This window comes from Rhizobium ruizarguesonis (assembly GCF_012349115.1).
In the GTDB taxonomy this organism is placed as follows: Bacteria; Pseudomonadota; Alphaproteobacteria; order Rhizobiales; family Rhizobiaceae; genus Rhizobium; species Rhizobium ruizarguesonis.
In genome coordinates this window covers 206,625-230,557 of record NZ_PQIG01000001.1, presented here as the reverse complement: position 1 = coordinate 230,557, position 23,933 = coordinate 206,625, and the positions used below count along the sequence as shown (strand labels likewise).

Below are 23,933 nucleotides of genomic sequence, written 5' to 3'. Positions count from 1 at the left end.
GAACATGAATTTGGCGGAAAGTAAGGTCGGCACACGTGCAATCTACCAGCCCGGCGCGAGCAGCATCGAGGGTTTGCCGACAGCGCTCCAGATGTTTCATGCCCATCCACCTGTCATGGCCATGCCGCACTGGCATGCGCAGGTCGAGGTCAACTACGTGATGCGCGGCACCGTGCACTACCGGATGAGCGACCACGAATTCCGGCTGAACGCCGGCGAAATGTGCCTCTTTTGGGGTGGTCAGCCGCATCAGATGGACGAATCCTCGGATGATTCGCTCTATGCCGGCGCCCATCTGCCGCTCGTCTATTTCTTCCGGCTGCGCCTGCCGATCAGCGTTTCCAGCCGGCTGATGAAGGGCGAGACGCTGCTGACCTCGGCAACGGACACCGCCGACAGCGAGAACTTCACCCGCTGGTTCCGCTATGCCAACTCTGGCGATCCCGCCAAGGCCCAGCACGCCGTCGACGAACTGCTGCTGCGCATCGAGCGGATCGCGCTCGAACCCTATTCGATGACGTCGCAGGCGGCCATCAATCTCGACGGCGATCACCCGTATCCGCATTCCTCGCGCAGCGTGGCGCGCATGTGCGATTTCATCGCCGCCAATTTCCTGCACGACATCGATTCGGTCGATATCGCCCGCGCCGCGGACCTTCATCCGAAATATGCGATGAACCTTTTCAAGCGATCGACCGGCATGACGCTCAGCAAATATGTGACGCTGCTGCGGCTGTCGCGCGCCCAGGCGATGCTGATGAGCGAGGGCGCCAATGTGCTGCAGGTGGCGATGGACAGCGGCTTCGGCTCGATCAGCGCCTTCAACAAATCCTTCCGCCACATCGCCGGCATGTCACCATCGGACTTCCGCCGCGATATCCGGCTGGTGACGACGATGCCCTCCGGCGCTTTCCGCAACTAGCTCAGGGCCAACCGCAATTCGGCGTTCTGGTGCGTCTGCCTGCGACTTGTTTTTCACTGGGTAAAAAAGAACCAACGCCTAAGGTGGCGGCAGAATACGCACATTTTCTGTGCAAGTGCATGCACTATTGCATTTTCCAGGAATTTGGTGCCATCGCACTCTCAATAAAATCAACGGTTTATAATTTGGCACGCACTTTGCTTCGATAGTTGCAGAGTTGGTGGCTAGGGTTCCGGCGTCGCAAGGCGTGGCTGGTCCGAGAGCTACCACCGGCAGGGGAGACATCCCGCCGGGTGCACGGCGGGACAAAAGCCCGGGAGACCTCGTAAGCCAAGGGATTGGCGGCACGATGGTCATTGCCGATCCCTTTTGAAGAAAAGCAAAAGGGGAATTTCAATGCAGACTTTTTCGAAGATTCTATCGATTACCGCGCTGACGGCGTCCCTGGCGCTGGGACTCGGCTCCGTCGCCAAGGCCGAACAGAAGACCGACTTCAAGGTCGCCTGGTCGATCTATGTTGGTTGGATGCCCTGGGGTTATGCTGCTGATCACGGCATCGTCAAGAAATGGGCCGACAAATACGGCATCAAGATCGAGGTCACCCAGTTCAACGACTACGTCGAATCGATGAACCAGTATACCGCCGGCGCCTTCGATGCCGTGACGCTGACCAACATGGACGGTCTGTCGATCCCGGCTGCCGGCGGCGTCGATACGACAGCAGTCATCGTCGGCGACTTCTCGAACGGCAATGATGCCGTCATCCTGAAGGACAAGGCGAGCCTTGCCGACATCAAGGGCCAGAACGTCAATCTCGTCGAATTTTCCGTCTCGCACTACCTGCTTGCCCGCGCGCTCGAAAGCATCAAACTGACCGAGCGTGACGTCAAGGTGGTCAACACGTCCGACGCCGATATGGTCGCCGCCTACAAGACGGCAGATGTCACCGCAGTCGTCACCTGGAACCCGCTGGTCTCGACCATCCTCGAGGATCCCACGGCCAAGAAGGTCTTCGACAGCTCGCAGGTGCCGGGTGAGATCATCGACCTGATGGTCGCCAATTCAGGCGTGCTGAAGGACAATCCGAATTTCGGCAAGGCGCTCGCCGGCATCTGGTATGAGACCGCGGCTCTGCTGACCGCCGACAGCGCCGACGGCAAGGCTGCCCGCGAGGCGATGGGCCAGGCATCGGGCACCGATCTCAAGGGCTACGAGTCCCAGCTTGCCGTCACCAAGCTGTTTGCCAAGCCGGCCGATGCCGTTGCCTTCACCGCCTCGGCCAGCCTGCCGAAGACGATGGATCTCGTCCGCAACTTCCTGTTCGAAAAGGGCCTGCTCGGCAATGGCGCGCCATCGGCCGACGTCATTGGCATCGAAATGCCGGATGGCAAGATCCTCGGCGATAGCGGCAACGTCAAGCTGCGCTTCACCGAGACCTACATGAAGGCAGCCGCCGACGGTTCGCTCTGAGCGATGTCCAAGCAGCGGTGCGGCTTTGACCGCACCGCCCAACCTTCATCAGCGGAGCTTTCCTCATGCGCTGGATCAACACGAGGCCGAGCCGGGGCGCGCAGCTTGCCTTGACGCTGCTGCCCTTCGTGCTGCTGATCGTTGCCTACACGGTCGGCTCGGCGGCACGGCTGGCGGAAAACGCCAACGACAAGCTGCTGCCCGGTCTTGCCGGTTTTGCCGATGCGATCGATCGCCTTGCCTTCATCGCCGATCCGCGCACCGGACAATATCTGCTCTGGTCCGATACGGGCGCGAGCCTGGTCCGGCTGTTCGCAGGCCTCGGCATCTCGACGCTTACCGCGCTTATCATCGGCATGCTGATCGGCATGCTGCCTTATCTCCGAGCCCTGCTCTCGCCCTTCGTCGCCGTCGTCTCGATGGTGCCGCCGCTGGCGCTGCTGCCGATCCTTTTCATCGCCATGGGTCTTGGCGAAGCCTCGAAGATCGCGCTGATCGTCATTGGCGTTGCGCCGACGATGATCCGCGACCTTGCGCTGAAGGCGCTGGAGCTGCCGCGCGAACAGATCGTCAAGGCTGAAACGCTCGGCGGCTCCTCCTGGCAGATCGGCCTTCGCGTCGTGCTGCCGCAGATCCTGCCGCGGCTGATCACCTGCCTCAGGCTTCAGCTCGGCCCGGCCTGGCTGTTCCTGATCGCAGCCGAGGCGATCTCATCGGATTCCGGCCTCGGCTACCGCATCTTCCTCGTCCGCCGTTATCTCTCGATGGACATCATCTTTCCCTATGTCGTCTGGATCACGCTGCTGGCCGTGGTCATGAATTACGTCCTCGATCGCATCCGCATCGCCGTCTTCCCCTGGTCTGAACTGGAGAAGCAGGCATGAGCGAACTGGTGATCGTAAAGGTCTGGAAAGAGTATGGCGACCAGATCGTGCTCGAGGACGTGTCGCTGACGGTTGCCTCGCGCGCCTTCGTCGCCCTTGTCGGCCCGTCCGGCTGTGGCAAGTCGACGTTCCTGCGCATGCTGCTCGGCCAGGAGCGGCCGACGCGAGGGACAATCCTGCTCGACGGCAAAGCTCTGCCGCAGGAGCCGGGGCCGGATCGCGGCGTCGTCTTCCAGCGCTACTCCGTCTTCCCGCATCTGACCGTGCTCGGCAATGTGCTGCTTGGGCGGGAACTCACAGCGTCTCGCTATAAAGCCAAGCTTTTCGGCGCTGCCCGTCGCAACGCCATTGACGAAGCCCGGCGGCTGATTGCCGAAGTCGGCCTTTCCGGCGCCGAGAACAAATATCCGGCGCAGCTTTCAGGCGGCATGCAGCAGCGGCTGGCGCTGGCGCAGGCCCTGATCATGAAACCGAAAGTGCTGCTCCTCGACGAGCCCTTCGGCGCACTCGACCCCGGCATTCGCGCCGAAATCCACACATTGATGAAGCGGCTCTGGCACGAAACCCAGATGACCGTCGTCATGGTGACGCACGACATGCGCGAGGCCTTCACGCTGGCGACGCGGGTCGTCGCCTTCGAGCGCAAGCGTGACCGCCCGGAAGAAAAGGAGCGCTACGGCGCGACGATCACCAAGGATATTTCGATCTGGCCGCCGAGGCTTGCCGGCGCGCCCTCCATCTTCAGCCCCGACCGGGACGGCCCGGTCATTTCTCTGGGCCTTCGCCGGGACGACCCGGCTTCCAGTCCGTCAGGAGAAAAACCATGATGCATGTCAGGCGTTCACCCGAAGGAATTGCCGCCAACCGGCAGCGCTACGAGGAACATCAGAAGAAGGGGTTGGAATTTGCCCCGAAGGCCTTGCCGGCGCCAAGCCCCCTGCCTGCCCCTGCCATCGATGCGGCTGCGATCATCCATCAGGAGACTATCCCCGGCGGCTGGTACTGGTCGACTACGGTCAAGCGCGGCGAGGCGCTCCGCATCGATCAGGGAGAAGGCGGATCGACCGTGGCGCTCGTTGCCTGGAACGCCACTGATACCAACGAGCGGCTCAATCTCGTCGATACGGTCAAGGTGCAGTGGACGACCGCCCTCGGCAAGGGCCGCGTCATCTTCTCGGATATGGGCCGGGTGATGTTCTCGCTGATCGAGGATAGTTCCGGCGCGCATGACTGCCTGATGGGCGGCTCGACGGCTGCTTCGAACGCTGCAAGATATCCCGGCGTCAAGACCCGTAACACCCGCGACAATCTCGTGCTCGTCGCCGGCAAGCTTGGTCTCACCAGGCGCGACATCCCTGGGATTCTCAACCTCTTCGCCCCGGTCCGAGTCGACGATGACGGCGGCTTCCAGTGGCGCGGCAAGCTCTCCAACAGCGGCGACTATGCCGAACTGCGCGCCGAGATGGACATGATCGTCGGCTTTTCGAATTGCCCGCATCCACTCGATCCCGATCCGGTCTATGCGCCGAAGCCGGTCATCGTCACGCGCTTTCGCGCGCCCGCACCTGCAGTCGACGACCTCTCGCGCACGGCGACCGCCGAAGCCGTTCGCGGCTTCGAGAATAACGCCGCGATGCTGGCCTGAGGAGGATGACGATGACCGATTTCATCAAGACTTCAGCTTCGCGCAGCCTCGAAAACGCCGTGCAGGACCACTTCATCCCGGCCGAAGCGCCATGGTCCGGCATCGTCCGCAAGGGCCAGACCATCCGCATCGAGGACAGCTACGGCCAGCAGGCGATCGACACGCTGTTTTATCGCGCCGATGATTTTGCCGAGCGTTATTCCAACCAGGATACGATGCGGGCGCAGGGCGGCGCCTATATCGGCACCGGCACGAAGATCATTTCGAACGAAGGCAACGTCATGCTCATTATGACGGCCGACAGCTGCGGCCGGCACGATACATCCGCCGGCGCCTGCTCCTGCGAGAGCAACACCGTGCGCTTCGGCCACGGCACCAAATACCTGCATGCCTGCCGCGACAATTTCGTGCTCGAGGTGACAAAGCACGGCATGAGCAAGCGCGACATCGTGCCGAACATCAATTTCTTCATGAACGTGCCGATCAAGCCGAACGGCGAGATGACCATCGTCGACGGCATCTCCGCGCCCGGCGACTATGTCGAGCTGGTGGCTGACATGGACGTGCTCTGCGTCATCTCCAACTGCCCGCAGATCAACAATCCCTGCAACGGCTTCGATCCGACGCCGATCCGGGTGCTGATCTGGGACGGCGAGGACTGATCGATGTTCACCAAAGTCCTGATCGCCAACCGCGGCGAAATCGCCGTCCGCGTCATCCGCACATTGAAGAGGATGGGCATCGCCTCGGTCGCCGTCTATTCCGATGCCGACCGGTTCTCGAAGCCGGCGCTGACCGCCGACGAAGCCGTCCGCCTCGGTCCGGCGCCCGCTGCCGAAAGCTATCTCAACGTGGACGCCGTCATCGCCGCCTGCAAGGCGACGGGTGCTGAGGCCGTTCACCCGGGCTACGGCTTCCTCTCGGAGAATATCGGCTTTGCCGAGCGGCTTGCCGCCGAAGGCATCGCCTTTATCGGCCCGCGGCCGGAACATCTGTCAGCCTTCGGCCTGAAGCACACGGCGCGCGAACTGGCGAAAGCGAGCGGCGTGCCGCTGCTGCCCGGCACCGATCTCTTGCAGAGCGTCGACGAGGCGCTTTCGGCCGCTGAGACCGTCGGTTATCCCGTCATGCTGAAAAGCACGGCCGGCGGCGGCGGCATCGGCATGCAGCTCTGCGCCGATGCAGCAGGCCTCAAGGCCTCCTTCGAAAGCGTGCAGCGGACGGCGCGGGCCAGCTTCGGCGATGCGCGCGTCTATATCGAGCGCTTCGTTGCCGAAGCCCGCCATGTCGAGGTGCAGATCTTCGGCGACGGCAAGGGCCGGGTGATCGCGCTCGGCGAGCGCGACTGCTCGCTCCAGCGGCGAAACCAGAAGGTCGTCGAGGAAACCCCTGCCCCCGGTCTTTCCGCGGAAACGCGGGCGCGGCTGCACAAGGCGGCGGTCGATCTGGGAAGTTCGGTCTCCTATGAATCGGCCGGCACCGTCGAATTCATCTATGATCCCCAGCGCGAGGAATTCTATTTCCTCGAGGTCAATACCCGCCTGCAAGTCGAGCATCCCGTCACGGAAGCCGTCTTCGGCATCGACCTCGTCGAATGGATGATCCGGCAGGCGGCCGGCGAGGACGTGCTCTCGGGCGCTAGAAGCCTGACGCCGAAGGGCGCGGCGATCGAGATGCGGATCTACGCCGAGATGCCGCATGCCGATTTCCGCCCGAATGCCGGCCTGCTGACCGAGGTTGTCTTCCCGGACAATGCCCGCGTCGACGGCTGGATCGAGACGGGAACCGAGGTCACGCCCTTCTATGATCCGATGCTCGCCAAGCTGATCGTGGCGGCGAGAGACCGGCCGGCAGCGATCGAGAAGCTGAAGGCAGCACTCGCCGAAACGTCGATATCAGGCATCGAGACCAATCTCGATTATTTGAGAACGATCGCCGCTTCCGAACTGCTTGCCGGCGCCAAGGTTAAGACGACGGCGCTTCGTGACTTCGCCTTCGTTCCCGATGTCGTCGAGGTGCTTGCGCCGGGTGCGCAGTCGAGCATTCAGGAACTACCGGGCCGGCTCGGCCTCTGGCATGTCGGCGTGCCGCCGAGCGGGCCGATGGACGAGCGCTCCTTCCGTCATGCCAACCGCCTCGTCGGCAATGCCGACGTGACAGCGGCACTCGAACTGACGGTTTCCGGCCCGACGCTGCGGTTTTATGCCGACCAGACGATCGGGCTTGCCGGCGCCCGGATGGCGATGACATGTGACGGCATAAAGTTGCCGCACGATGCGCCAGTCCTGATCCGCGCCGGTCAGATTCTATCGATCGGCACGATCGAAGGACCGGGGCAGCGCGCCTATCTCGCCGTCGCCGGCGGTTTTGCAGCACCCGTCGTGCTCGGCTCGCGGGCGACTTTCGGTCTTGGTCAGTTCGGCGGCAACGCCACCGGTGCGCTGAAAACGGGGCACGTGCTGCATTTTGCCCGGCAGACGCCGGCCGAACCGGTGATACCCGCGGCGGAGCCAGCCGCCTTGACGCGCGAATGGGATGTCGGCGTGATCTACGGTCCGCACGGCGCGCCAGATTTCTTCGTGGACAGCGATATCGAGACGCTGTTCTCGACGGCCTACGAAGTGCATTTCAACAGCGCCCGCACCGGCGTTCGCCTCATCGGCCCGGCCCCGGTTTGGGCGCGCCACGATGGCGGCGAGGCGGGGCTGCACCCCTCCAACCTGCACGACAATGCCTATGCGATCGGTGCAATCGATTTCACCGGCGACATGCCGATCATTCTCGGTCCTGACGGGCCGAGCCTTGGCGGCTTCGTCTGCCCGGCGGTGATTGCCCGCGACGAGCAGTGGAAGATGGGCCAGTTCAAGCCCGGCGACCGCATCCATTTTCATGCAGTCGTGCGGCCGGAAGACCCGGTCGCTGGTCCAGCGGTACGGCGGGTCGCGGAAGAGACGGGTTCGCCGATCGTCGGCACCAGCGAGGACGGACCGGTTTCGGTCGTCTATCGCCGCCAGGGCGACGACAACCTGCTCGTCGAATATGGACCGATGACGCTCGATATCGCGCTTCGGCTGCGGGTGCATCTGCTGATGCAGGCGGTTGTCGAGGCTCGCCTTCCCGGCATCGTCGACCTCACCCCAGGCATCCGCTCGCTGCAGATCCATTATGACGGCACGCAGCTGACGCGCCGGCGCCTGCTGGGGCTGCTCTGCGAGATCGAGGCGACGCTTCCGGCAGCCCAGGAGGTCACGGTGCCGAGCCGCATCGTGCACCTGCCGCTTTCCTGGAACGATCCGGATGCGGAGCTTGCGATGCGCAAATATCAGGAGCTGGTGCGCCCGAATGCGCCCTGGTGCCCGTCGAATATCGAGTTCATCCGCCGCATCAACGGTCTTCCCGACGAACAGGCCGTCCGCGATATCGTCTTTGATGCCAGCTACCTCGTGCTGGGACTCGGCGATGTCTATCTCGGCGCGCCGGTTGCGACCCCGACCGATCCGCGCCACCGTCTCGTCACGACGAAATACAATCCCGCCCGCACCTGGACGCCGGAAAATGCCGTCGGCATCGGCGGCGCCTATATGTGCATCTATGGCATGGAAGGACCGGGCGGCTACCAGCTCTTTGGCCGCACCATCCAGGTCTGGAACACTTGGCGGGAGACGCCGGTCTTTGCCAAGGGAAAACCTTGGCTGCTGAACTTCTTCGACCAGATCCGCTTCTTCCCGGTCAGCAATCAGGAGCTGACCGAGGCGCGCGCCGCCTTCCCGCATGGCGGTTATCCGATCAGGATCGAGGAGACGGAATTCTCCTATGCCGCCTACGAGAAGGAATTGCAGGCGAACGCGGCGTCGATCGGCCGTTTCAAGGCAACACAGCAGGCCGCCTTCGATACTGAGCGCCAGCGTTGGAAGGAAGCCGGGCTCGACAGCTTCGTCACCGACGAAGGCACGGGCGAAAGTCCGGACGGGGATATTCCCGACGGCTGTTTCGGTGTTGCCAGCGCCGTGCCCGGCAATATCTGGAAATTGCTGGTCGAGCCGGGGGCCTCGGTTGCGGCCGGCGACACACTCGCCATCATCGAATCGATGAAAATGGAAATCAACGTCACCGCCCATGCGGCAGGCCGCGTCCGCGACCTGCGCGCCGGGCCGGGAAGAAACGTCAAAGCCGGCGATATCATCGTCGTTCTGGAGGAATGCTGACATGCTGCCGACCATCCTCGATCTCTCAAGCCTTCGCGCCGCCTATCAATCCGGCCTGACGCCGCTCGACGCCATCGAAGAGGTGATCGCGCGGCGTGCCGCCTCGAAAGATCCGGCAATCTTCATCACCCCGGTGCCGGATGACGAGCTGCGTGCCGCCGCGAAAGCCTTAATGGCACGCGCGCCGGAGGCAAACAGCCTGCCGCTCTGGGGCGTTCCCTTCGCGGTGAAAGACAATATCGATGCCGCCGGCCTGCCGACGACAGCCGCCTGCCCGGCCTATGCGTATCGGCCGGAAGCGGACTCCACCGTCGTTGCCCGGTTGAAGGCAGCCGGCGCCATCATCATCGGCAAGACCAATCTCGATCAGTTCGCGACCGGCCTCAACGGCACGCGCTCGCCCTATGGCGCGCCGCGCTCGGTCTTCGATGCGGCCTATATCTCCGGCGGCTCGAGCTCCGGTTCTGCCGTCACGGCTGCTTCCGGCCTTGCGGCCTTTGCGCTCGGCACCGATACGGCAGGCTCCGGCCGGGTGCCGGCTGCCTTCAACAATCTGGTCGGTATCAAGCCGACGCCGGGTCTCTTGCCGAATACCGGCGCCATACCGGCCTGCAAGAGCGTCGACTGCATCACGATCTTTGCCGCGACCGTCGGCGACGGTGTTACGATCCGCAAGGTCGCCGAAGGCTTCGATGCCGCCGATGCTTTCTCGCGTCGCTCCAAGCCGGCGAACCTGCCTGTGTCGGGGTTGCGCATCGGCGTCCTCGCCGACGCCGAACGGGAATTCTTCGGCGACAAGGAGGTGGAGGCGCTCTACGACCAGGCGATCGAGCGGGCCAGAGGGCTCGGCGCCATCATCGTGCCGTTCGATTACGCGCCATTCCGCGAGGCGGCCGCCCTTCTTTATGACGGGCCGTGGGTCGCCGAACGCCTGGCGGCGGTCGAGACCTTCCTCGCCACGAACGCGGCCGATTTCGACCCGACGGTCAGGGGGATTATCGAAGGCGCCAAGGGCAAGACCGCGGTCGAGGCTTTCAACGGCCGATATCAGCTGGAAGAATTGCGTCGCAAGACCGAGGCCGAATGGGAAAAGGCCGACGTGCTTCTGCTGCCGACCGCACCGACCACCTACACCGTTGCGGACATGCTGGCCAATCCCGTCGTGCTCAACGGCCGCCTCGGCCGCTATACCAATTTCGTCAACCTGCTCGATTGCGCGGCGATCGCCGTTCCGGCCGGCTTCGGAAAAGGTGGGCTGCCGGGCGGCGTCACCGTCATCGCACCTGCCTTCACCGACGATGCGCTGGCGCCGCTTGCCGATGCGCTGCACCGCGCAGCAGGTTCCGGCATGGGCATCGACCGGCAGGCTGCGATCCCCGAAGCAAGCCGTGTTGTGCCTGGCGATGACGGTTTCATCGAGATCGCGGTCGTCGGTGCGCATCTGACTGGCATGCCGCTCAATCACGAACTGGCAGGCTCGGGCGGGCGTCTGGTCAAGACCTGCCGCACGGTCGGCGATTATCGCCTCTTCGTTCTGCCCAATACCACGCCAGCGAAACCAGGGCTGCTGCGCGACCCCGGCCATAAGGGTCAGGGGCTGGAGGTCGAGGTCTGGGCACTGCCGGCCGATGCTTTCGGCCGGTTCGTCCAGAAGATTCCGGCACCCCTCGGCATCGGTAAGCTGACGCTCGAAGACGGTTCCAGCGTCTCCGGCTTCGTCTGCGAGGCGCATGCGGTGAAAGGTGCCGAGGAAATCACGGCGCTTGGCGGCTGGCGCAACTATATCAGCGCCAAGCTGGCGAGCTGAGGGAAGCCTTGCATGGCAGCAAAGCTCATCGGGCGCCTGATCGATCTGCTGCGGGACGGTCTGACCGCCCGCAGCGAAGCGATCGGCGGCGCCTGTGTCAGCCTTGGCGGCTCTGCGAGCGTTCGGCAAGCTCGACGATGATGCCGTCGGGATCGCGAACGAAGGCGATCTTGTTCAGCATCTCGGAGTGGACGGCGAAGCGCGGCCGCTCCTTGATCTCGACGCCCGCCTGTTCAAGGCGGGCGAAGGCCTCGTCGACATTGTCGAAATGGAAGGTGAGGTGCCGGACGCCGGCCGTATCTTCAGGCACGTCGATCGCCCTCGACGCGCCGCCGGGCGGCGCAAAGACCTCCAGCATGCCGCCGCCTGCATCGAGGAACGCGACCTGCATGCCATTCGCCATCGTCTTGCGCAGCACGAGGCTGAGGCCGAGCAGGCCACAGTAGAAATCGATGGTGCGGTCCATGTCGCTGACCGTCATGCCGATATGCTCGAAAGATTTCAGCATGGGAGAGCCCTTCCCGGTTCAGACGGTGACCGCGGCACGCCATTCCCCTGCCGGCAGCCAGGAGCGATAGAGCGGATGATCGGCGGCGATCGGCATCGGCGTCGGCTGGCCGGTGCGCTGCGAGAAATAAGCGGCCGTTACCAGTTCCAGCGAATTGCGGGCATCCTGCAATGTCACCGGTGGGTCGGTGTCCTCGACGATCGCCTTGTGGAAGAGCTCGAACTGACGGGTGTAGCCATCCTCGCCAGGCACATAGGCGGCGAGCACTTCGTCGATCCGGGCCTGATGTTCCTCTGTCCCGGCGACGAACGTCCACGGATCACGGCCCATCGTATAGGGTTCGATGATGCTTTCGGCGACGAGGTCGTTGAAGCAGAAGCGCAGCCGCGAGATTTCCTTGCGCGAACCCAGCGTCATCGACAGCGTCGCCAGCGAGCCGTTCTGCATCTTCACCGAAAGGGCTGCCGTATCCTCGACCTCGATCGGATTGACCAGCGTCGCCCCATAGGAAAACACCTCGGCGCAGGGACCGTGCACATAATTCAACATGTCATGGGCGTGGATGGCGTGGCCGAGGAGGCCGCCGCCCAGTTCGCTCGCCCATTTGCCGCGCCATGGCACGGCATAATAATCCGGGCCGCGCCACCAATGTGTCTCGATCGTCGTCAGGAACGGCTTGCCGGCAAGGCCGCGCTCGATCAGCAGTTTCAGTTTCTGCAGCCCGGAGCCATAGCGATACTGAAAGATCGGCATCAGCTTTCTGCCGGGGTAACGGGCAAGAATGCGGCCCATCTCGTCGACCTCGGCGATCGAGCCGAACAGCGGCTTCTCGCAAATCACATGCTTGCCGGATTCGATACCCTTGCGGCACAACTCGAAATGTGAGCTCGGCGGCGTCGAAATGTCGATGATGTCGAGATCGTCACGGGCAAACAGCGAATCCGCATCCTGGGTATATTCGCCAATGCCGTACTCCTCGCACAGCGCCCTGCCGCGCTCCTCATCGAGCGAGCAGAGCACGGGAACTTCGAAAAGCTCCTTGTTCCAGCCGAAGCCGGCAAGATGCCGCGCAGCGATGCCTGCGCCGATGACGCCGACGCGCAATTTCCTGGTCATGATATCCTCCTCAGCGAGCGCCGATGCGCGCGGCTTTCGCCTGGGCTTCCAGCGAAAGACGGCAGACTTCAAAAACGTGATCCTGGGTCATCGCCGTCTGCGTGCGGTTGCCGACGTCGGCGGTGAAAGCGTCGAAATAATCAAGCTTTTCGCCGCTGCAATCGATATGGGTCATTTCCTTGCCGTTGACCAGGAAGAGGTGATCCTTGCCCGGCCGGCCGGCGATATCGATATATTTGCGCAGTTCGATGTAGCCTTCGGTGCCGAGAATGGTGAGGCGCCCGTCGCCCCAGGTCGGCAGCGCCTCCGGCGTGAACCAGTCGACACGGACATAACCCGCCGCCTTGTCGGAGCGCAGAAGCACCTCGCCGAAATCCTCGAAGGCGGGCTTGTCGGGCATGCCGAAATTGCCGATCGAGCTGGCGATGACCTCGCCTGTGGTCGAGCCAGTATAAAACAGGAACTGGTCGACCTGGTGTGAAGCGATATCGACGATGATCCCACCGAAGGCTTCCGGGTCGAAGAACCAGTCCGGTCGGGTCGGCAGCTGCAGCCGGTGTGGACCGACACCGAGCGTCTGGATTACCTTGCCGATCGCGCCTTCGGCGACGAGCTTGCCGGCCTTGACGGCGGAGCGCACGCAGTGGCGTTCGGAAAAGCAGATCGAGAAGATCTTGCCGGTCTCGGCAACGGTGCGCCTGACCTCCTCGAGCTGGGCGAAGGTCGTCACGCCAGGTTTGTCGGTCATCACGTCTTTGCCCGATCTCATCGCGCGGATGGCAAGTCCGGCACGATCACGGGGGATTGCGGAAATGCAGATGACATCGATTGACGGATCGTCGAACAGCTTTTCCCGGTCGATCTGCGGCGCGTCAGGATAGGTCTTCTCGAAGGCCTCGCGCAATGCCGGCACCGAGGTCTGCGGGCAATAGCCGACGAACTCTCCGCCTGCGGCCAGCAATCCCTTCACGTGATCGAACGTGTGCCCATGGTCGATTCCGACGACGGCAAATCTCAACATCGCTGCAATATCCTCCTGGGATTTTCGTGCGGCCGGCTAATGCCAGCCTCCTCCATGTTGGGCAAAACAGATAACGAAAGCCGGCTCCTGTCAAGGCGAGATGGAGGGCAAAATCGTCACAGCCTGTATTTAAATATTTGAAATATAACAGTTATTTTGTATCTAAATAGTTATTTTGTGAGCTTTTACGATTGGATTCCCGAGAAAGGCCGCGCTTGAGCCGATCGAGAAAAAGTCTTTTTCCCCAACGCATCTTGCCCCGTCTTCATGAATGTGATCGATTTTGGTCGCCGCCGGGTTGGAGGGCGGCAATACCCAGCAATTTTCAAAAGAGCGCTTCTCGCTCGACTTGATGAAAGATCACCATGTCTCAAGCTCTTCTCGATGTCGCCGCTTCGGATGGTCTTTTTGTCGGTCGCATCTGGAATCCCGAGGTTGCCGGACCGAGCATTGTGACATCACGCGAGGGTATGCTGGTCGACATCACGTCGCGCGAGGCGCCGACGCTGAGCGCCCTGCTCGAGCGGCAGGATGCCGCCGGCTTCGTCCGTGCAGCAAGTGGCAAGGCGGTTGGCTCGCTGGCGGACATCGCCGCCAACAGTACCGGAGCTCCGGATCAAACGCGTCCCTATCTCATTGCGCCCGTCGACCTGCAGGCAGTCAAGGCCTGCGGCGTTACCTTTGCGCAGTCGATGATCGAGCGCGTCATCGAGGAGAAGGCGGCCGGCAATCCGGAACGCGCCGCCTCGATCCGCGAGCGTGTCAGCACGCTGATCGGCGGCAGCCTCACCAATCTGAAGGCCGGTTCGCCGGAGGCGGCCAAGGTCAAGCAGGCACTGATCGACGAGGGCATGTGGTCGCAATATCTCGAGGTCGGCATCGGGCCGGATGCCGAAGTCTTCACCAAGGCGCCGGTGCTCTCCTCGGTCGGCTGGGGTGCGGATGTCGGCCTGCATCCGATCTCGACCTGGAACAACCCCGAGCCGGAAATCGTGCTCGCGGTCAACAGCCGTGGCGAAATCAAGGGGGCGGCACTCGGCAACGACGTCAATCTGCGCGACGTCGAGGGCCGCTCGGCATTGCTGCTCGGCAAGGCCAAGGACAACAACGCATCCTGCTCGATCGGTCCTTTCATCCGCCTGTTCGATGCCGGCTACAGCCTGGATGACGTCCGCAACGCCGAACTCGACCTGAAAGTCACCGGCCAGGACGGTTTCGTGCTGCACGGCAAGAGTTCGATGTCAAAGATCAGCCGCGACCCGACCGATCTCGTCAAGCAGACGGTCGGCGCCCATCACCAATATCCCGATGGTTTCATGCTCTTTCTCGGCACGCTGTTTGCGCCGACGCAGGACCGCGACGCGCCAAAGCAAGGCTTCACCCACAAGATCGGTGATGTCGTCGAGATTTCCTCGGCAGGCCTCGGCGCGCTCGTCAACACCGTTCGGCTCTCCACCGAATGCCCGCCCTGGACCTTCGGTATTTCGGCGCTGATGAGCAACCTCGCAAAGCGCGGTCTGCTCTAAACTACTGGTTTCGCCGCCTGCCCTGCAGCAGGTCGAGAACGGAGTTTGCCGCCTCGAGAACGTTTGTCCCCGGGCCAAACACGGCTGCAACGCCGTGTTCATGCAGGAATTCATAGTCCTGCCGCGGGATAACACCGCCGCAGACGACGATGATATCACCACCGCCCTGTTCCCTCAGCCTGTCGATCAACTGCGGCAGCAGCGTCCTGTGACCGGCCGCCAGCGACGAGACGCCGACGACGTTGACCTTTTCGCTGAGTGCGACGCCGGCAGCTTCCTCCGGTGTCTGGAAAAGGGGACCGGCGAGTACATCGAAGCCGATGTCGCCGAAGGCCGAGGCGATCACCTTGGCGCCTCGGTCGTGTCCGTCCTGACCGAGCTTGGCGACCATGATCTTCGGCCGGTGACCCATGGCTTCCGTCACTTCGGTCATGCGGGTCTTGAGCACGGCGAGTTCCGGCTCGTTTTCATACGCCTCGCCGTAGACGCCTTTAATGACTTCAGGGGTCGCGGCATGATCGCCGAAGGCAGCGCGCATGGCGTCCGATATTTCGCCGACCGTGGCGCGGGCGCGCGCCGCCTCGATGGCGGCTTCCAGCAGGTTGCCCTTGCCGTTCTGTGCGATCTCCGCCAGGGCCGCCAGCGCCTCACGCACGGCTCCGCCATCGCGCCGCCGCTTCGTTTCTTCGATACGTCTGATCTGCGCTTTGCGCACCGCGCTGTTGTCGATCTCCAGAATGTCGATCGGTTGCTCGTTGTCGAGCCGGTAGCGGTTGACGCCGACGATGACCTCTTCGCCCTTGTCGACCGCCGCCTGGCGGCGTGCGGCCGCTTCCTCGATCAGCCGTTTCGGCAGGCCATCGGCCACGGCCTTGGTCATGCCGCCCAGTGCCTCGACCTCCTCCATCAAGGCCCAGGCCTTCTCGGCAAGCTCGGCCGTCAGGCTTTCGACATAGTAGGAGCCGGCGAGCGGATCGATCACTTTTGTCACGCCGGTTTCGTGGCTCAGGATCAGCTGCGTATTGCGGGCAATGCGTGAGGAGAATTCCGTCGGCAGCGCGATCGCCTCGTCGAAGGAGTTGGTGTGCAGCGACTGCGTGCCGCCGAGCACGGCCGACATCGCCTCGAAAGCGGTGCGGATGATGTTGTTATAGGGGTCCTGTTCCTGCAGGGAGACTCCGGAGGTCTGGCAATGGGTGCGCAGCATCAGCGAGGACTGTTTCTTCGGATGAAACCCTTCCATGATCCGCGTCCAGAGCAGGCGGGCGGCGCGTAGCTTGGCGGCTTCCATGAAGAAGTTCATGCCGATGGCGAAGAAGAACGACAGGCGGCCGGCGAACTCGTCGACGCTCAGGCCTTTGGCGATGGCGGCGCGGACATATTCGCGGCCGTCGGCCAGCGTGAAGGCCAGTTCCTGCACCAGCGTCGCGCCGGCTTCCTGCATGTGGTAGCCGGAGATCGAGATGGAGTTGAACTTCGGCATCTCGCGGGCGGTATAGTCGATGATATCGGCAACGATCCGCATGGATGGTTCGGGCGGATAGATATAGGTGTTGCGGACCATGAACTCCTTGAGGATGTCGTTCTGGATGGTGCCAGAAAGTTCGGCCCGTGGAACGCCCTGCTCCTCGCCGGCCACGATGAAGGAGGCAAGGATCGGGATGACGGCACCGTTCATCGTCATCGACACCGACATATCGCCGAGCGGAATGCCGTCGAACAGGATCTTCATGTCCTCGACGCTGTCGATTGCCACACCCGCCTTGCCGACATCGCCCTCGACGCGCGGATGATCGCTGTCGTAACCGCGGTGGGTGGCAAGATCGAAGGCGACCGACAGGCCCTTCTGGCCGGCGGCCAGATTGCGGCGATAAAAGGCATTCGATTCCTCTGCCGTCGAGAAGCCGGCATATTGGCGGATCGTCCAGGGCCGGCCGGCATACATCGTCGCCCGCGGGCCGCGGGTGAAAGGCGAGAAGCCGGGGAGCGAATCAAGATGCCCGGCGCCGTCGAGATCCTCGGCCGTATAGAGCGGCTTGACGGCAATGCCTTCCGGCGTCTGCCAGATCAGCGTTTCGGGCGAGGTGCGCAGTTCCTTTTGCGCAAGCTCCGCCCAATCCGACAGCGTCTTCTTCGTCATGCGGTTCCTCCGGCTTTCTTCATTCCCACCCTACCATTTCACCGGCTCCTCGTGCGATAGAGCCCGAACAGGATGATTTTAGGCCGAGCCGGCCCAAAATCTGAATCCTGTTCTACATTATATAGTTAGAGCATGATGTCGTCCGAAAACCGCTCACACTTTTCGGCATCATGCTCTAGGATAATTAATGCGGCAAATCCTTGATTTTTATTGCCGGCTTTGGGACCCGCCTCATGAAGACCATGCAGATCTATGCCTTTGACATGAACTGCGTCGGGCATATCAACCACGGCCTGTGGACGCATCCGCGCGACCGCTCAGCGCATTATACCGATCTCGACTACTGGACAGAGTTTGCCAAGACCGCCGAACGCGGCAAGCTGGACGGCATCTTCCTGGCCGATATCGTCGGTGTCTATGATGTCTACAAGGGTAGCCCAGCGCCGGTGATCGAGACGGGCGCGCAGATCCCGGTCAATGATCCGATGATCCCGATTTCGGCGATGGCCTATGTCACGAAACATCTGGGTTTCGGCGTCACCGTCAACACCACCTATGAGCCACCATTCCTGCTGGCGCGGCGCATGTCGACGCTCGATCATCTGACCAAGGGACGGATCGGCTGGAACATCGTCACCGGTTATCTCGACAGTGCCGCCCGCAGCATGGGTTTCGACAAGCTGCCGGAACATGATGCGCGCTACGATGCGGCCGAGGAATATCTCGAAATACTCTACAAGCTCTGGGAAGGGAGCTGGGACGACGATGCAGTGCTACGCGACAAGGCGGGCGGCACCTATGCCGATCCCTCGAAAGTGCGCACTGTCCGTCACGACGGCAAATATTACCGGATGGAGGGCATCCATCTCTCAGAACCCTCACCGCAGCGCACGCCCCTGCTCTTTCAGGCCGGCGCCTCTGCACGCGGGCAGGACTTTGCCGCCCGCCACGCCGAATGCGTCTTCATCGCCGGGCCGAATCCCAAGGCGGCCAGGCCGACCGTCGATGCGCTGCGGGCGAAGGCGGAGGAATTCGGCCGCGGCGCCGACGCATTGAAGATCCTGAGCCTGATCACTGTTGTCGTCGGGCGGACGGAGAAGGAAGCCCAGGACAAGCTGGAGGAGTACCGCCGCCATGCGAGCGTCGAGGCCTCGCTTGCGCATTACTCCGCTTCGACAGGCATCGATTTTTCGAAGTATGAATTGGACGACGTCATCGACCAGAGCTCGACCAACGCCAATCAATCCGCACTTGCGGCCATCACGAAACAGGCAGCGAAGCCGGTAACGCTGCGTGACATCATCGACCAGATGGTACTCGGCAGCCGGATGAAGCCGATGGTGGGCTCGCCCGACCAGATCGCCGATCATCTCACGACATGGATCGGAGAGGGTGACATCGACGGCTTCAATCTGGCGCGGACAGTGGCGCCGGAAAGCCTGCGCGATTTCGTCGAGCTGGTCGTCCCGGTGCTGCAGGAGCGCGGCGTCTTCAAGGCGGACTATGCTGCAGGGCCGCTGCGGCAGAAACTTTTCGGCGGCGGGAACGGCAGGTTGCCCGCCGCTCATCCCGCAGCCCAGTTCCGACGCTGATTTATCGGTGGTCCAGCCTGGCAACCAGCCGGTCGCCAAGCCACTGGATGCCGCAGACGAGCACGATGAGGACGGCCACCACCGCGATCATCACACTGGTTTCGAAACGCTGATAGCCATAGCGGATGGCGAGATCACCGAGGCCGCCGGCGCCGATCGCGCCCGCCATGGCCGAGGCGCCGATCAGCGTCACCAGCGTGACGGTGAAACCGGCGACGATGCCTGGCAGCGCTTCAGGCACCAGCACCTCGCGGATGATGGTCCAGCGATTGCCGCCCATGGCGCGCACGGCATCGATCAGCCCGCGGTCGACCTCGCGCAGCGATACTTCGGCGATGCGGGCGTAATAGGGCGTTGCGGCGATGGCGAGCGGCACGATGGCCGCCCAGGTGCCGAGCGCCGTGCCGACGATCAGCCGCGTCAGCGGAATCAGCGCCACCAGCAGGATGATGAAGGGCACCGAGCGGAAGCCGTTGATGACGCTGCCGAGCACGCGGTTGATCCAGAGGTTTTCGGCGATGCCGCCGTGCGCCGTTGCGACCAGAGCAAGGCCGAGCGGCAGGCCGGCGACGAGCGAAATCACTCCCGAGGCGACGGTCATCAGGATCGTCTCCCAAAGGGAGCGAATAAGCAGTTCAAGCATGATCGGTGTCATAACCAAGCACCTCCACCCGGGCGGACCGGGCCATCAGGAATTGTTCGACCTTTCCGGCAAGGGCGGGGTCACGCGCGGGAACGGCGATGAAGAACCGCGCCACCGGCTGGTTCTGGATGTGGTCGATGCCGCCATGGACGAGGCGGAAGGAATGCGGCAGCGCCGCCGAGAGTTCGGCAAACAGCGCGCCCTGCGCCTGCGGGCCGGCGAGATCGACGCTGAGGATCGCTTCGCTGCCCGCCGCAGCCGACAGCCGGCCGGCGATATGCTCAGGAAGCTGCGGGCGGATGCCGCCGAGCAGGCTCCTGGTGATGTCAGCCTGCGGGTTGGCGAAGATCGACCAGACCTGCCCTTCCTCGACGATCCGCCCGGCATCGATGACTGCGACGCGATCGGCAATGCCGCGGACCACTTCCATCTCATGGGTGATCAGCAGAATGGTCAGCCCGAGCTTACGGTTGATGTCCTTGAGCAATGCCAGGATCGACCGGGTCGTTTCCGGATCGAGCGCCGATGTCGCCTCGTCGGACAACAGCAGTGCCGGGCGTGCCGCAAGCGCCCGGGCGATGCCGACGCGTTGTTTCTGGCCACCGGACAGCGATGCGGGATAGGCCTTCGCCTTGTCGGCAAGGCCGACGAGCTCGAGCAGCTCATGCGCCCGTTTCAGGCGCTCACTCTTTGCAAGACCCTCGATCTTCAGCGGCAGGGCGACGTTTTCCTCGACGGTTTTGGCGGAAAGCAGATTGAAATGCTGGAAGATCATGCCGATGCGGCGGCGCAGCGGCTGCAGATCCTGTTCTGAAAGTCCGGTGATATCTCGGCCTTCGATGAGGATCTCGCCGCTATCGGCGCGCTCCAGGCCGTTCAGGCATCGGATCAGCGTCGATTTGCCGGCGCCGCTACGGCCGATGATGCCGAGGATTTCGCCTCTCTTCACCGTCAGCGAAATGCCGTCGAGGGCTGCAGTGGTTCCGAACCGCCGCTTCACGTCGGTAAGCCTCACCACCTCTTCGGTCGCCGTTTGCGGCTCTGCCGCGATCGCCGTGCTGGAAACAAAGGAATTCATGTGTTTTTCCTTACAAATGCTGAAGGCGGCCCGGGCAAAGAACGCCCGGACCGCCTCTCGGCAGGCCTTAACCCCAGCCCTGCCCCGGATCAATAGGCGCTAAGACCCGTGCCCTTGTACACCTTGTCGAACTCGGCCTTGACGGTCTCGTTCTGATAAGAAGACACAAGCGTCTTGACCCAGTCGGCATCCTTGTTCTCGTCCTTGACGGCGATGAAGTTGCGGTATGGATTGTCGGCGATCGGCTCCTGGGCAATGCGTTCGGCCGGAGAAAGACCGCTTTTCAGCGCCCAGTCGGTGTTGACGATACCGGCATCCAGATCGTCGATCGAGCGGCCGACGATGCCGGCGTCGAGTTCCTTGATCTCGATCTTCTTCGGATTGTCGGTGACGTCGGCGACGGTCGCGAGAATCCCGGTGCCATCCTTGAGTTTAATCAGGCCTTCACTCTGGAGAACGCGCAGCGCACGGCCTTCGTTCGAGGGATCGTTCGGCACGCCGATGACGGCACCTTCCGGGATCTCGGCGACGGACTTGTACTTCTTGGTGTAAAGGCCGATCGGCCAGACCCCGGTATAACCGACGCGAACGATGTGATAGCCGTGCTGCTTGATCTGGTTGTCGAGATAGGGCTGGTGCTGGAAGGCGTTGGCGTCGAGTTCGCCGCGTTCCAGCGCTTCATTCGGCTGCGTATAGTCGTTGAAGGTGATGGTCTCGATCTTGAGGCCCTTCTTGGCCGCCTCGCTCGCGACCACGCGCCAGATGTCCTCCTCCTCGCCGGCCATGATGCCGACCTTGATCGACTTGTCCTCGGCAAAGGAAGGAGCAGGTGCTGCAAAGGCAAAGAGGGCGGCAGCAGAAACGGCGACGGCGGCAAGAGCCGCCCGGCGCGAAAGGTGGAAGCCGTGAAGATTTTTGTTCTTGGTCATTTTATATCCCGTCTGACTGAATGAGGCCAAGCGCCCCGAGCAGACCGATCATGGCAAATGCGCGTATCGGGAGCGAAGCACGAATGTCTGATGTGGAGGAAGGGCCGGAAAAACTCTTGCCCTGCCATCGATATCGGCAGGATAAATTTCCATCAATTTTGTGGACTATATTTAGTTGAGAGGGATGGCCGAAATGAAAACGGCGCCTTAGCGGCGCCGTTTCAAGCCTATCCCGCACACTTCACTCGGCGGCGATAAGCGCTTGATTCCGGCTGGGAAAGAAGGCCGCGAGCTCGCCGATCACCTCCCCGATCCGCTTGGAAAGCGGGTCGGATGAGACACGGTAATCGGTGAAGTCACGGTCGGAGGCGTAGACGGCCGTCGGCAGCGTGTGTGACATGAAGAAACCGAAGAGCGGGCGAAGCTGGTGCTCGACCATCAGCGCATGCCGATCGCCGCCGCCGGTCGCGGTGATGATGATCGGCTTGGCGCGCAACTCATGCGGGTCGATCAAGTCGATCAGATGCTTGAAGAGGCCGGGATAGCTGCCCTTGTACGTTGGCGCTCCGATGACCAGCACATCGGCATTGACGATGTCGTCGATGACTTGCCTGGCGCGATTGTCGAGATCGTCACGGCGCAGCGCCTGGCCGAGCGAAGGGCCGACATCGGTCAGGTCGTAGATGGTGTTGTCGAAGCCGTATTTCTCGGCGGCGAGACCGGCAATGTTTTCAACAAGCGCAAAGGTCTTCGAGGGGCGGTTGAAACTACCCGCAAGGCCGACCAGTTTGGGAGCAGACATGCCATTTCCTTCCAATATCGTGCCGAAACCGACGTCATCATTCTCACGAATATTATCTATAAAAATAGTGGATTAAAGGAATGGTGATCCCTCTTCCCCATAGGAGGAGAAAAATACGTTCGGGCCTGTGGGCGATGGCAACGTGCGTAACTGCAGGATGCATCGAGCCGGAGTGTCGGTGACATTCCGGCTCGATCGATTGTCCGTAAGCGATCGCCTCAGACTGGTTTCTGCTTGGGAATGCGCGGCAGGAAGACTGTCAGGAGACCAAGCAGCGGCAGGTAGGAGCATATGCGGTAGACGAAATCGATGCCATGGGTATCGGCGAATTCGCCGAGCAGTGCCGCACCAAGCCCCCCTGCCCCGAATGCGAAGCCGAAGAAGACGCCGGCAATCAGCCCGACGCGCCCGGGCACCAGTTCCTGTGCGAAGACGACGATTGCCGAGAAGGCCGAAGCGAAGATCAGGCCGATGACGATGCTGAGCACACCCGTCCAGAAAAGGTTCGCATAGGGAAGCAGGAGCGCGAAGGGAATGACACCGAGGATCGAGAACCAGATGACGAAACGCGCGCCGAAACGGTCGCCGATCGGCCCGCCGAGGAAGGTGCCGACGGCGACCGAGCCGAGGAACAGAAAGAGCATCAGCTGTGCCTGCTGTACGCTGAGCGCGAACTTGTCGATGACATAGAAGGTGAAGTAGCTCGACACGCTGGCCATGTAGACATTCTTGGTTGCCGTCAGCAGCACGAGAATCAGCAGCGCCCAGATGACCCGGTTCTGCGGCAACGGCAGGGTCCGGCTTATTGCCGGCTTGCTGGCATTCTGGCGCCTGTGGCTCATGTACCAGTTGCCGACCCAGCTCAGCACGACCATGCCGACCATGGCGATTACGGCGAACCACGAGACGCTGTGCTGGCCGAGCGGCAGCACGATGAAGGCGGCAAGCAGCGGACCGATCGCCTGGCCGGCATTGCCACCGACCTGGAAGAAGGATTGCGCGAAACCGTGGCGACCGCCGGAGGCAAGACGGGCAACGCGCGACGATTCCGGGTGGAAGACCGCCGAGCCGAAGCCGATCAGGCTTGCGGCAACCAGCAGCAGTTCGAAGCTGCCGGCATTGCCGAGCAGAATGAGGCCGCAGAAGGTACTCGCCATGCCCACAGGCAGCGAATAGGGCATCGGCCAGCGGTCGGTGACGATGCCGACCAGCGGCTGCAGCAGCGAAGCCGTGACTTGGAAAGTCATGGTAAGGAGGCCGATCTGCACAAAATCGAGATCGTAGTTCGCCTTGAACAGCGGATAGAGCGAGGCGAGCAGTGACTGCATGATGTCGTTCAGCATGTGGCAGAAGCTGACCGCCATGAGGATGGACATCGTTGTTTTTTCGAAACGGGGGGCGCTCTCGGCAACGGTTGCCATCAATGCTTCTCCTGCACAGGCACGGCCGGTGCCGTACCACGTCGCTTTGTTCGATGGATTTTCGGGCGATCGGGGCTGGGAAGACTCTCGTGCGACGGTCGCTGAAGTGCATTTAGCGTAAGCGGAGACGCAATTACAGCCCAGTTTCATCCGTATTGGTACGGCTTTTGTTCGATTTGCTCTCCGGACAAGTGATTTCTGCCCAGCTTAGCGTCTTTCCAGAC

Annotated in this window: 19 protein-coding genes and 1 riboswitch; of the genes, 10 read left to right on the top strand and 9 right to left on the bottom strand. The window is 62.3% G+C overall.

The genetic code is table 11. The features are described from left to right. Positions 1–4 precede the first annotated feature (4 nt). The 8 genes from C3Y91_RS00975 (at position 5) to atzF (ending at position 10,933) form a co-directional block, all read left to right on the top strand. Positions 5–922 (top strand): helix-turn-helix domain-containing protein, encoded by a 918-nt coding sequence (locus C3Y91_RS00975; RefSeq protein ID WP_018069315.1) that lies wholly within the window; start codon positions 5–7, stop codon positions 920–922. A 213-nt stretch (positions 923–1,135) separates the two neighbouring features. Beyond that, positions 1,136–1,244: riboswitch (guanidine-I (ykkC/yxkD leader) on the top strand. 74 nt (positions 1,245–1,318) lie between these two features. After that, entirely contained in the window at positions 1,319–2,392 is a 1,074-nt protein-coding gene (locus C3Y91_RS00970) for a putative urea ABC transporter substrate-binding protein (protein WP_018069314.1), read from the top strand. A 65-nt stretch (positions 2,393–2,457) separates the two neighbouring features. Then, the gene (locus tag C3Y91_RS00965) at positions 2,458–3,276 is read left to right on the top strand and encodes an ABC transporter permease (protein WP_130663012.1); all 819 of its coding nucleotides are present in this window, start codon (positions 2,458–2,460) and stop codon (positions 3,274–3,276) included. Then, positions 3,273–4,103 carry an ABC transporter ATP-binding protein gene (locus C3Y91_RS00960; RefSeq protein WP_168574881.1) on the top strand — a complete coding sequence of 277 codons (831 nt, stop codon included), beginning with the start codon at positions 3,273–3,275 and terminating at the stop codon, positions 4,101–4,103. The genes C3Y91_RS00965 and C3Y91_RS00960 overlap by 4 nt, the downstream gene beginning before the upstream one ends. Further along, positions 4,100–4,921 (top strand): urea amidolyase associated protein UAAP1, encoded by an 822-nt coding sequence (locus C3Y91_RS00955; protein ID WP_168574880.1) that lies wholly within the window; start codon positions 4,100–4,102, stop codon positions 4,919–4,921. Before C3Y91_RS00960 ends, C3Y91_RS00955 begins: the two co-directional genes overlap by 4 nt. A gap of 11 nt (positions 4,922–4,932) precedes the next feature. After that, complete coding sequence (locus tag C3Y91_RS00950; protein ID WP_075223650.1) at positions 4,933–5,583, top strand: urea amidolyase associated protein UAAP2; 651 nt, start codon at positions 4,933–4,935, stop codon at positions 5,581–5,583. Positions 5,584–5,586: 3 nt separating this feature from the next. Next, positions 5,587–9,126 (top strand): urea carboxylase, encoded by a 3,540-nt coding sequence (gene uca / locus C3Y91_RS00945; RefSeq protein ID WP_168574879.1) that lies wholly within the window; start codon positions 5,587–5,589, stop codon positions 9,124–9,126. Position 9,127: 1 nt separating this feature from the next. Next, positions 9,128–10,933: an allophanate hydrolase gene (gene atzF / locus C3Y91_RS00940; protein WP_168574878.1), complete on the top strand. Its 1,806-nt coding sequence runs from the start codon at positions 9,128–9,130 to the stop codon at positions 10,931–10,933. Positions 10,934–11,030: 97 nt separating this feature from the next. Here atzF and C3Y91_RS00935 read toward each other — a convergent pair whose 3' ends face one another. The 3 genes from C3Y91_RS00935 to C3Y91_RS00925 are packed head-to-tail and all read right to left on the bottom strand — an operon-like array spanning position 11,031 to position 13,578. Then, entirely contained in the window at positions 11,031–11,441 is a 411-nt protein-coding gene (locus tag C3Y91_RS00935) for a VOC family protein (RefSeq protein WP_130705706.1), read from the bottom strand. An 18-nt stretch (positions 11,442–11,459) separates the two neighbouring features. Continuing rightward, complete coding sequence (locus C3Y91_RS00930) at positions 11,460–12,557, bottom strand: Gfo/Idh/MocA family protein (RefSeq protein ID WP_130792195.1); 1,098 nt, start codon at positions 12,555–12,557, stop codon at positions 11,460–11,462. Positions 12,558–12,567: 10 nt separating this feature from the next. Further along, positions 12,568–13,578, bottom strand: coding sequence for a Gfo/Idh/MocA family protein (locus C3Y91_RS00925; RefSeq protein WP_024323457.1), 1,011 nt, complete (start codon positions 13,576–13,578; stop codon positions 12,568–12,570). A 365-nt stretch (positions 13,579–13,943) separates the two neighbouring features. On the opposite strand from C3Y91_RS00925, the gene C3Y91_RS00920 reads away from it, so the two are divergent. Next, entirely contained in the window at positions 13,944–15,104 is a 1,161-nt protein-coding gene (locus C3Y91_RS00920; protein ID WP_027688818.1) for a fumarylacetoacetate hydrolase family protein, read from the top strand. A gap of 1 nt (position 15,105) precedes the next feature. Here C3Y91_RS00920 and scpA read toward each other — a convergent pair whose 3' ends face one another. Next, a complete protein-coding gene (gene scpA, locus C3Y91_RS00915; RefSeq protein ID WP_027688819.1) occupies positions 15,106–17,244 on the bottom strand; it encodes a methylmalonyl-CoA mutase in 2,139 nt (712 codons plus the stop codon). Positions 17,245–17,477: 233 nt separating this feature from the next. Between scpA and C3Y91_RS00910 the strand changes: the two genes are divergently transcribed. Then, positions 17,478–18,836, top strand: a complete 1,359-nt coding sequence (locus tag C3Y91_RS00910) for an LLM class flavin-dependent oxidoreductase (protein ID WP_130657643.1) — start codon at positions 17,478–17,480, stop codon at positions 18,834–18,836. 1 nt (position 18,837) lies between these two features. Here the strand turns inward: C3Y91_RS00910 and C3Y91_RS00905 are convergent, their stop codons facing one another. The 5 genes from C3Y91_RS00905 to C3Y91_RS00885 all read right to left on the bottom strand — a co-directional run bounded on the left by C3Y91_RS00905 (position 18,838) and on the right by C3Y91_RS00885 (position 23,709). Continuing rightward, positions 18,838–19,491, bottom strand: a complete 654-nt coding sequence (locus C3Y91_RS00905) for a methionine ABC transporter permease (RefSeq protein ID WP_130792193.1) — start codon at positions 19,489–19,491, stop codon at positions 18,838–18,840. Beyond that, a complete protein-coding gene (locus C3Y91_RS00900) occupies positions 19,472–20,557 on the bottom strand; it encodes a methionine ABC transporter ATP-binding protein (protein ID WP_130718519.1) in 1,086 nt (361 codons plus the stop codon). Before C3Y91_RS00900 ends, C3Y91_RS00905 begins: the two co-directional genes overlap by 20 nt. Positions 20,558–20,646: 89 nt before the next feature. Further along, positions 20,647–21,486 (bottom strand): MetQ/NlpA family lipoprotein, encoded by an 840-nt coding sequence (locus C3Y91_RS00895; RefSeq protein ID WP_075223642.1) that lies wholly within the window; start codon positions 21,484–21,486, stop codon positions 20,647–20,649. 241 nt (positions 21,487–21,727) lie between these two features. Further along, the gene (gene msuE, locus C3Y91_RS00890; RefSeq protein ID WP_130666056.1) at positions 21,728–22,288 is read right to left on the bottom strand and encodes an FMN reductase; all 561 of its coding nucleotides are present in this window, start codon (positions 22,286–22,288) and stop codon (positions 21,728–21,730) included. 218 nt (positions 22,289–22,506) lie between these two features. Next, entirely contained in the window at positions 22,507–23,709 is a 1,203-nt protein-coding gene (locus C3Y91_RS00885; protein ID WP_130666057.1) for an MFS transporter, read from the bottom strand. Between the last annotated feature and the right edge of the window lie 224 nt (positions 23,710–23,933).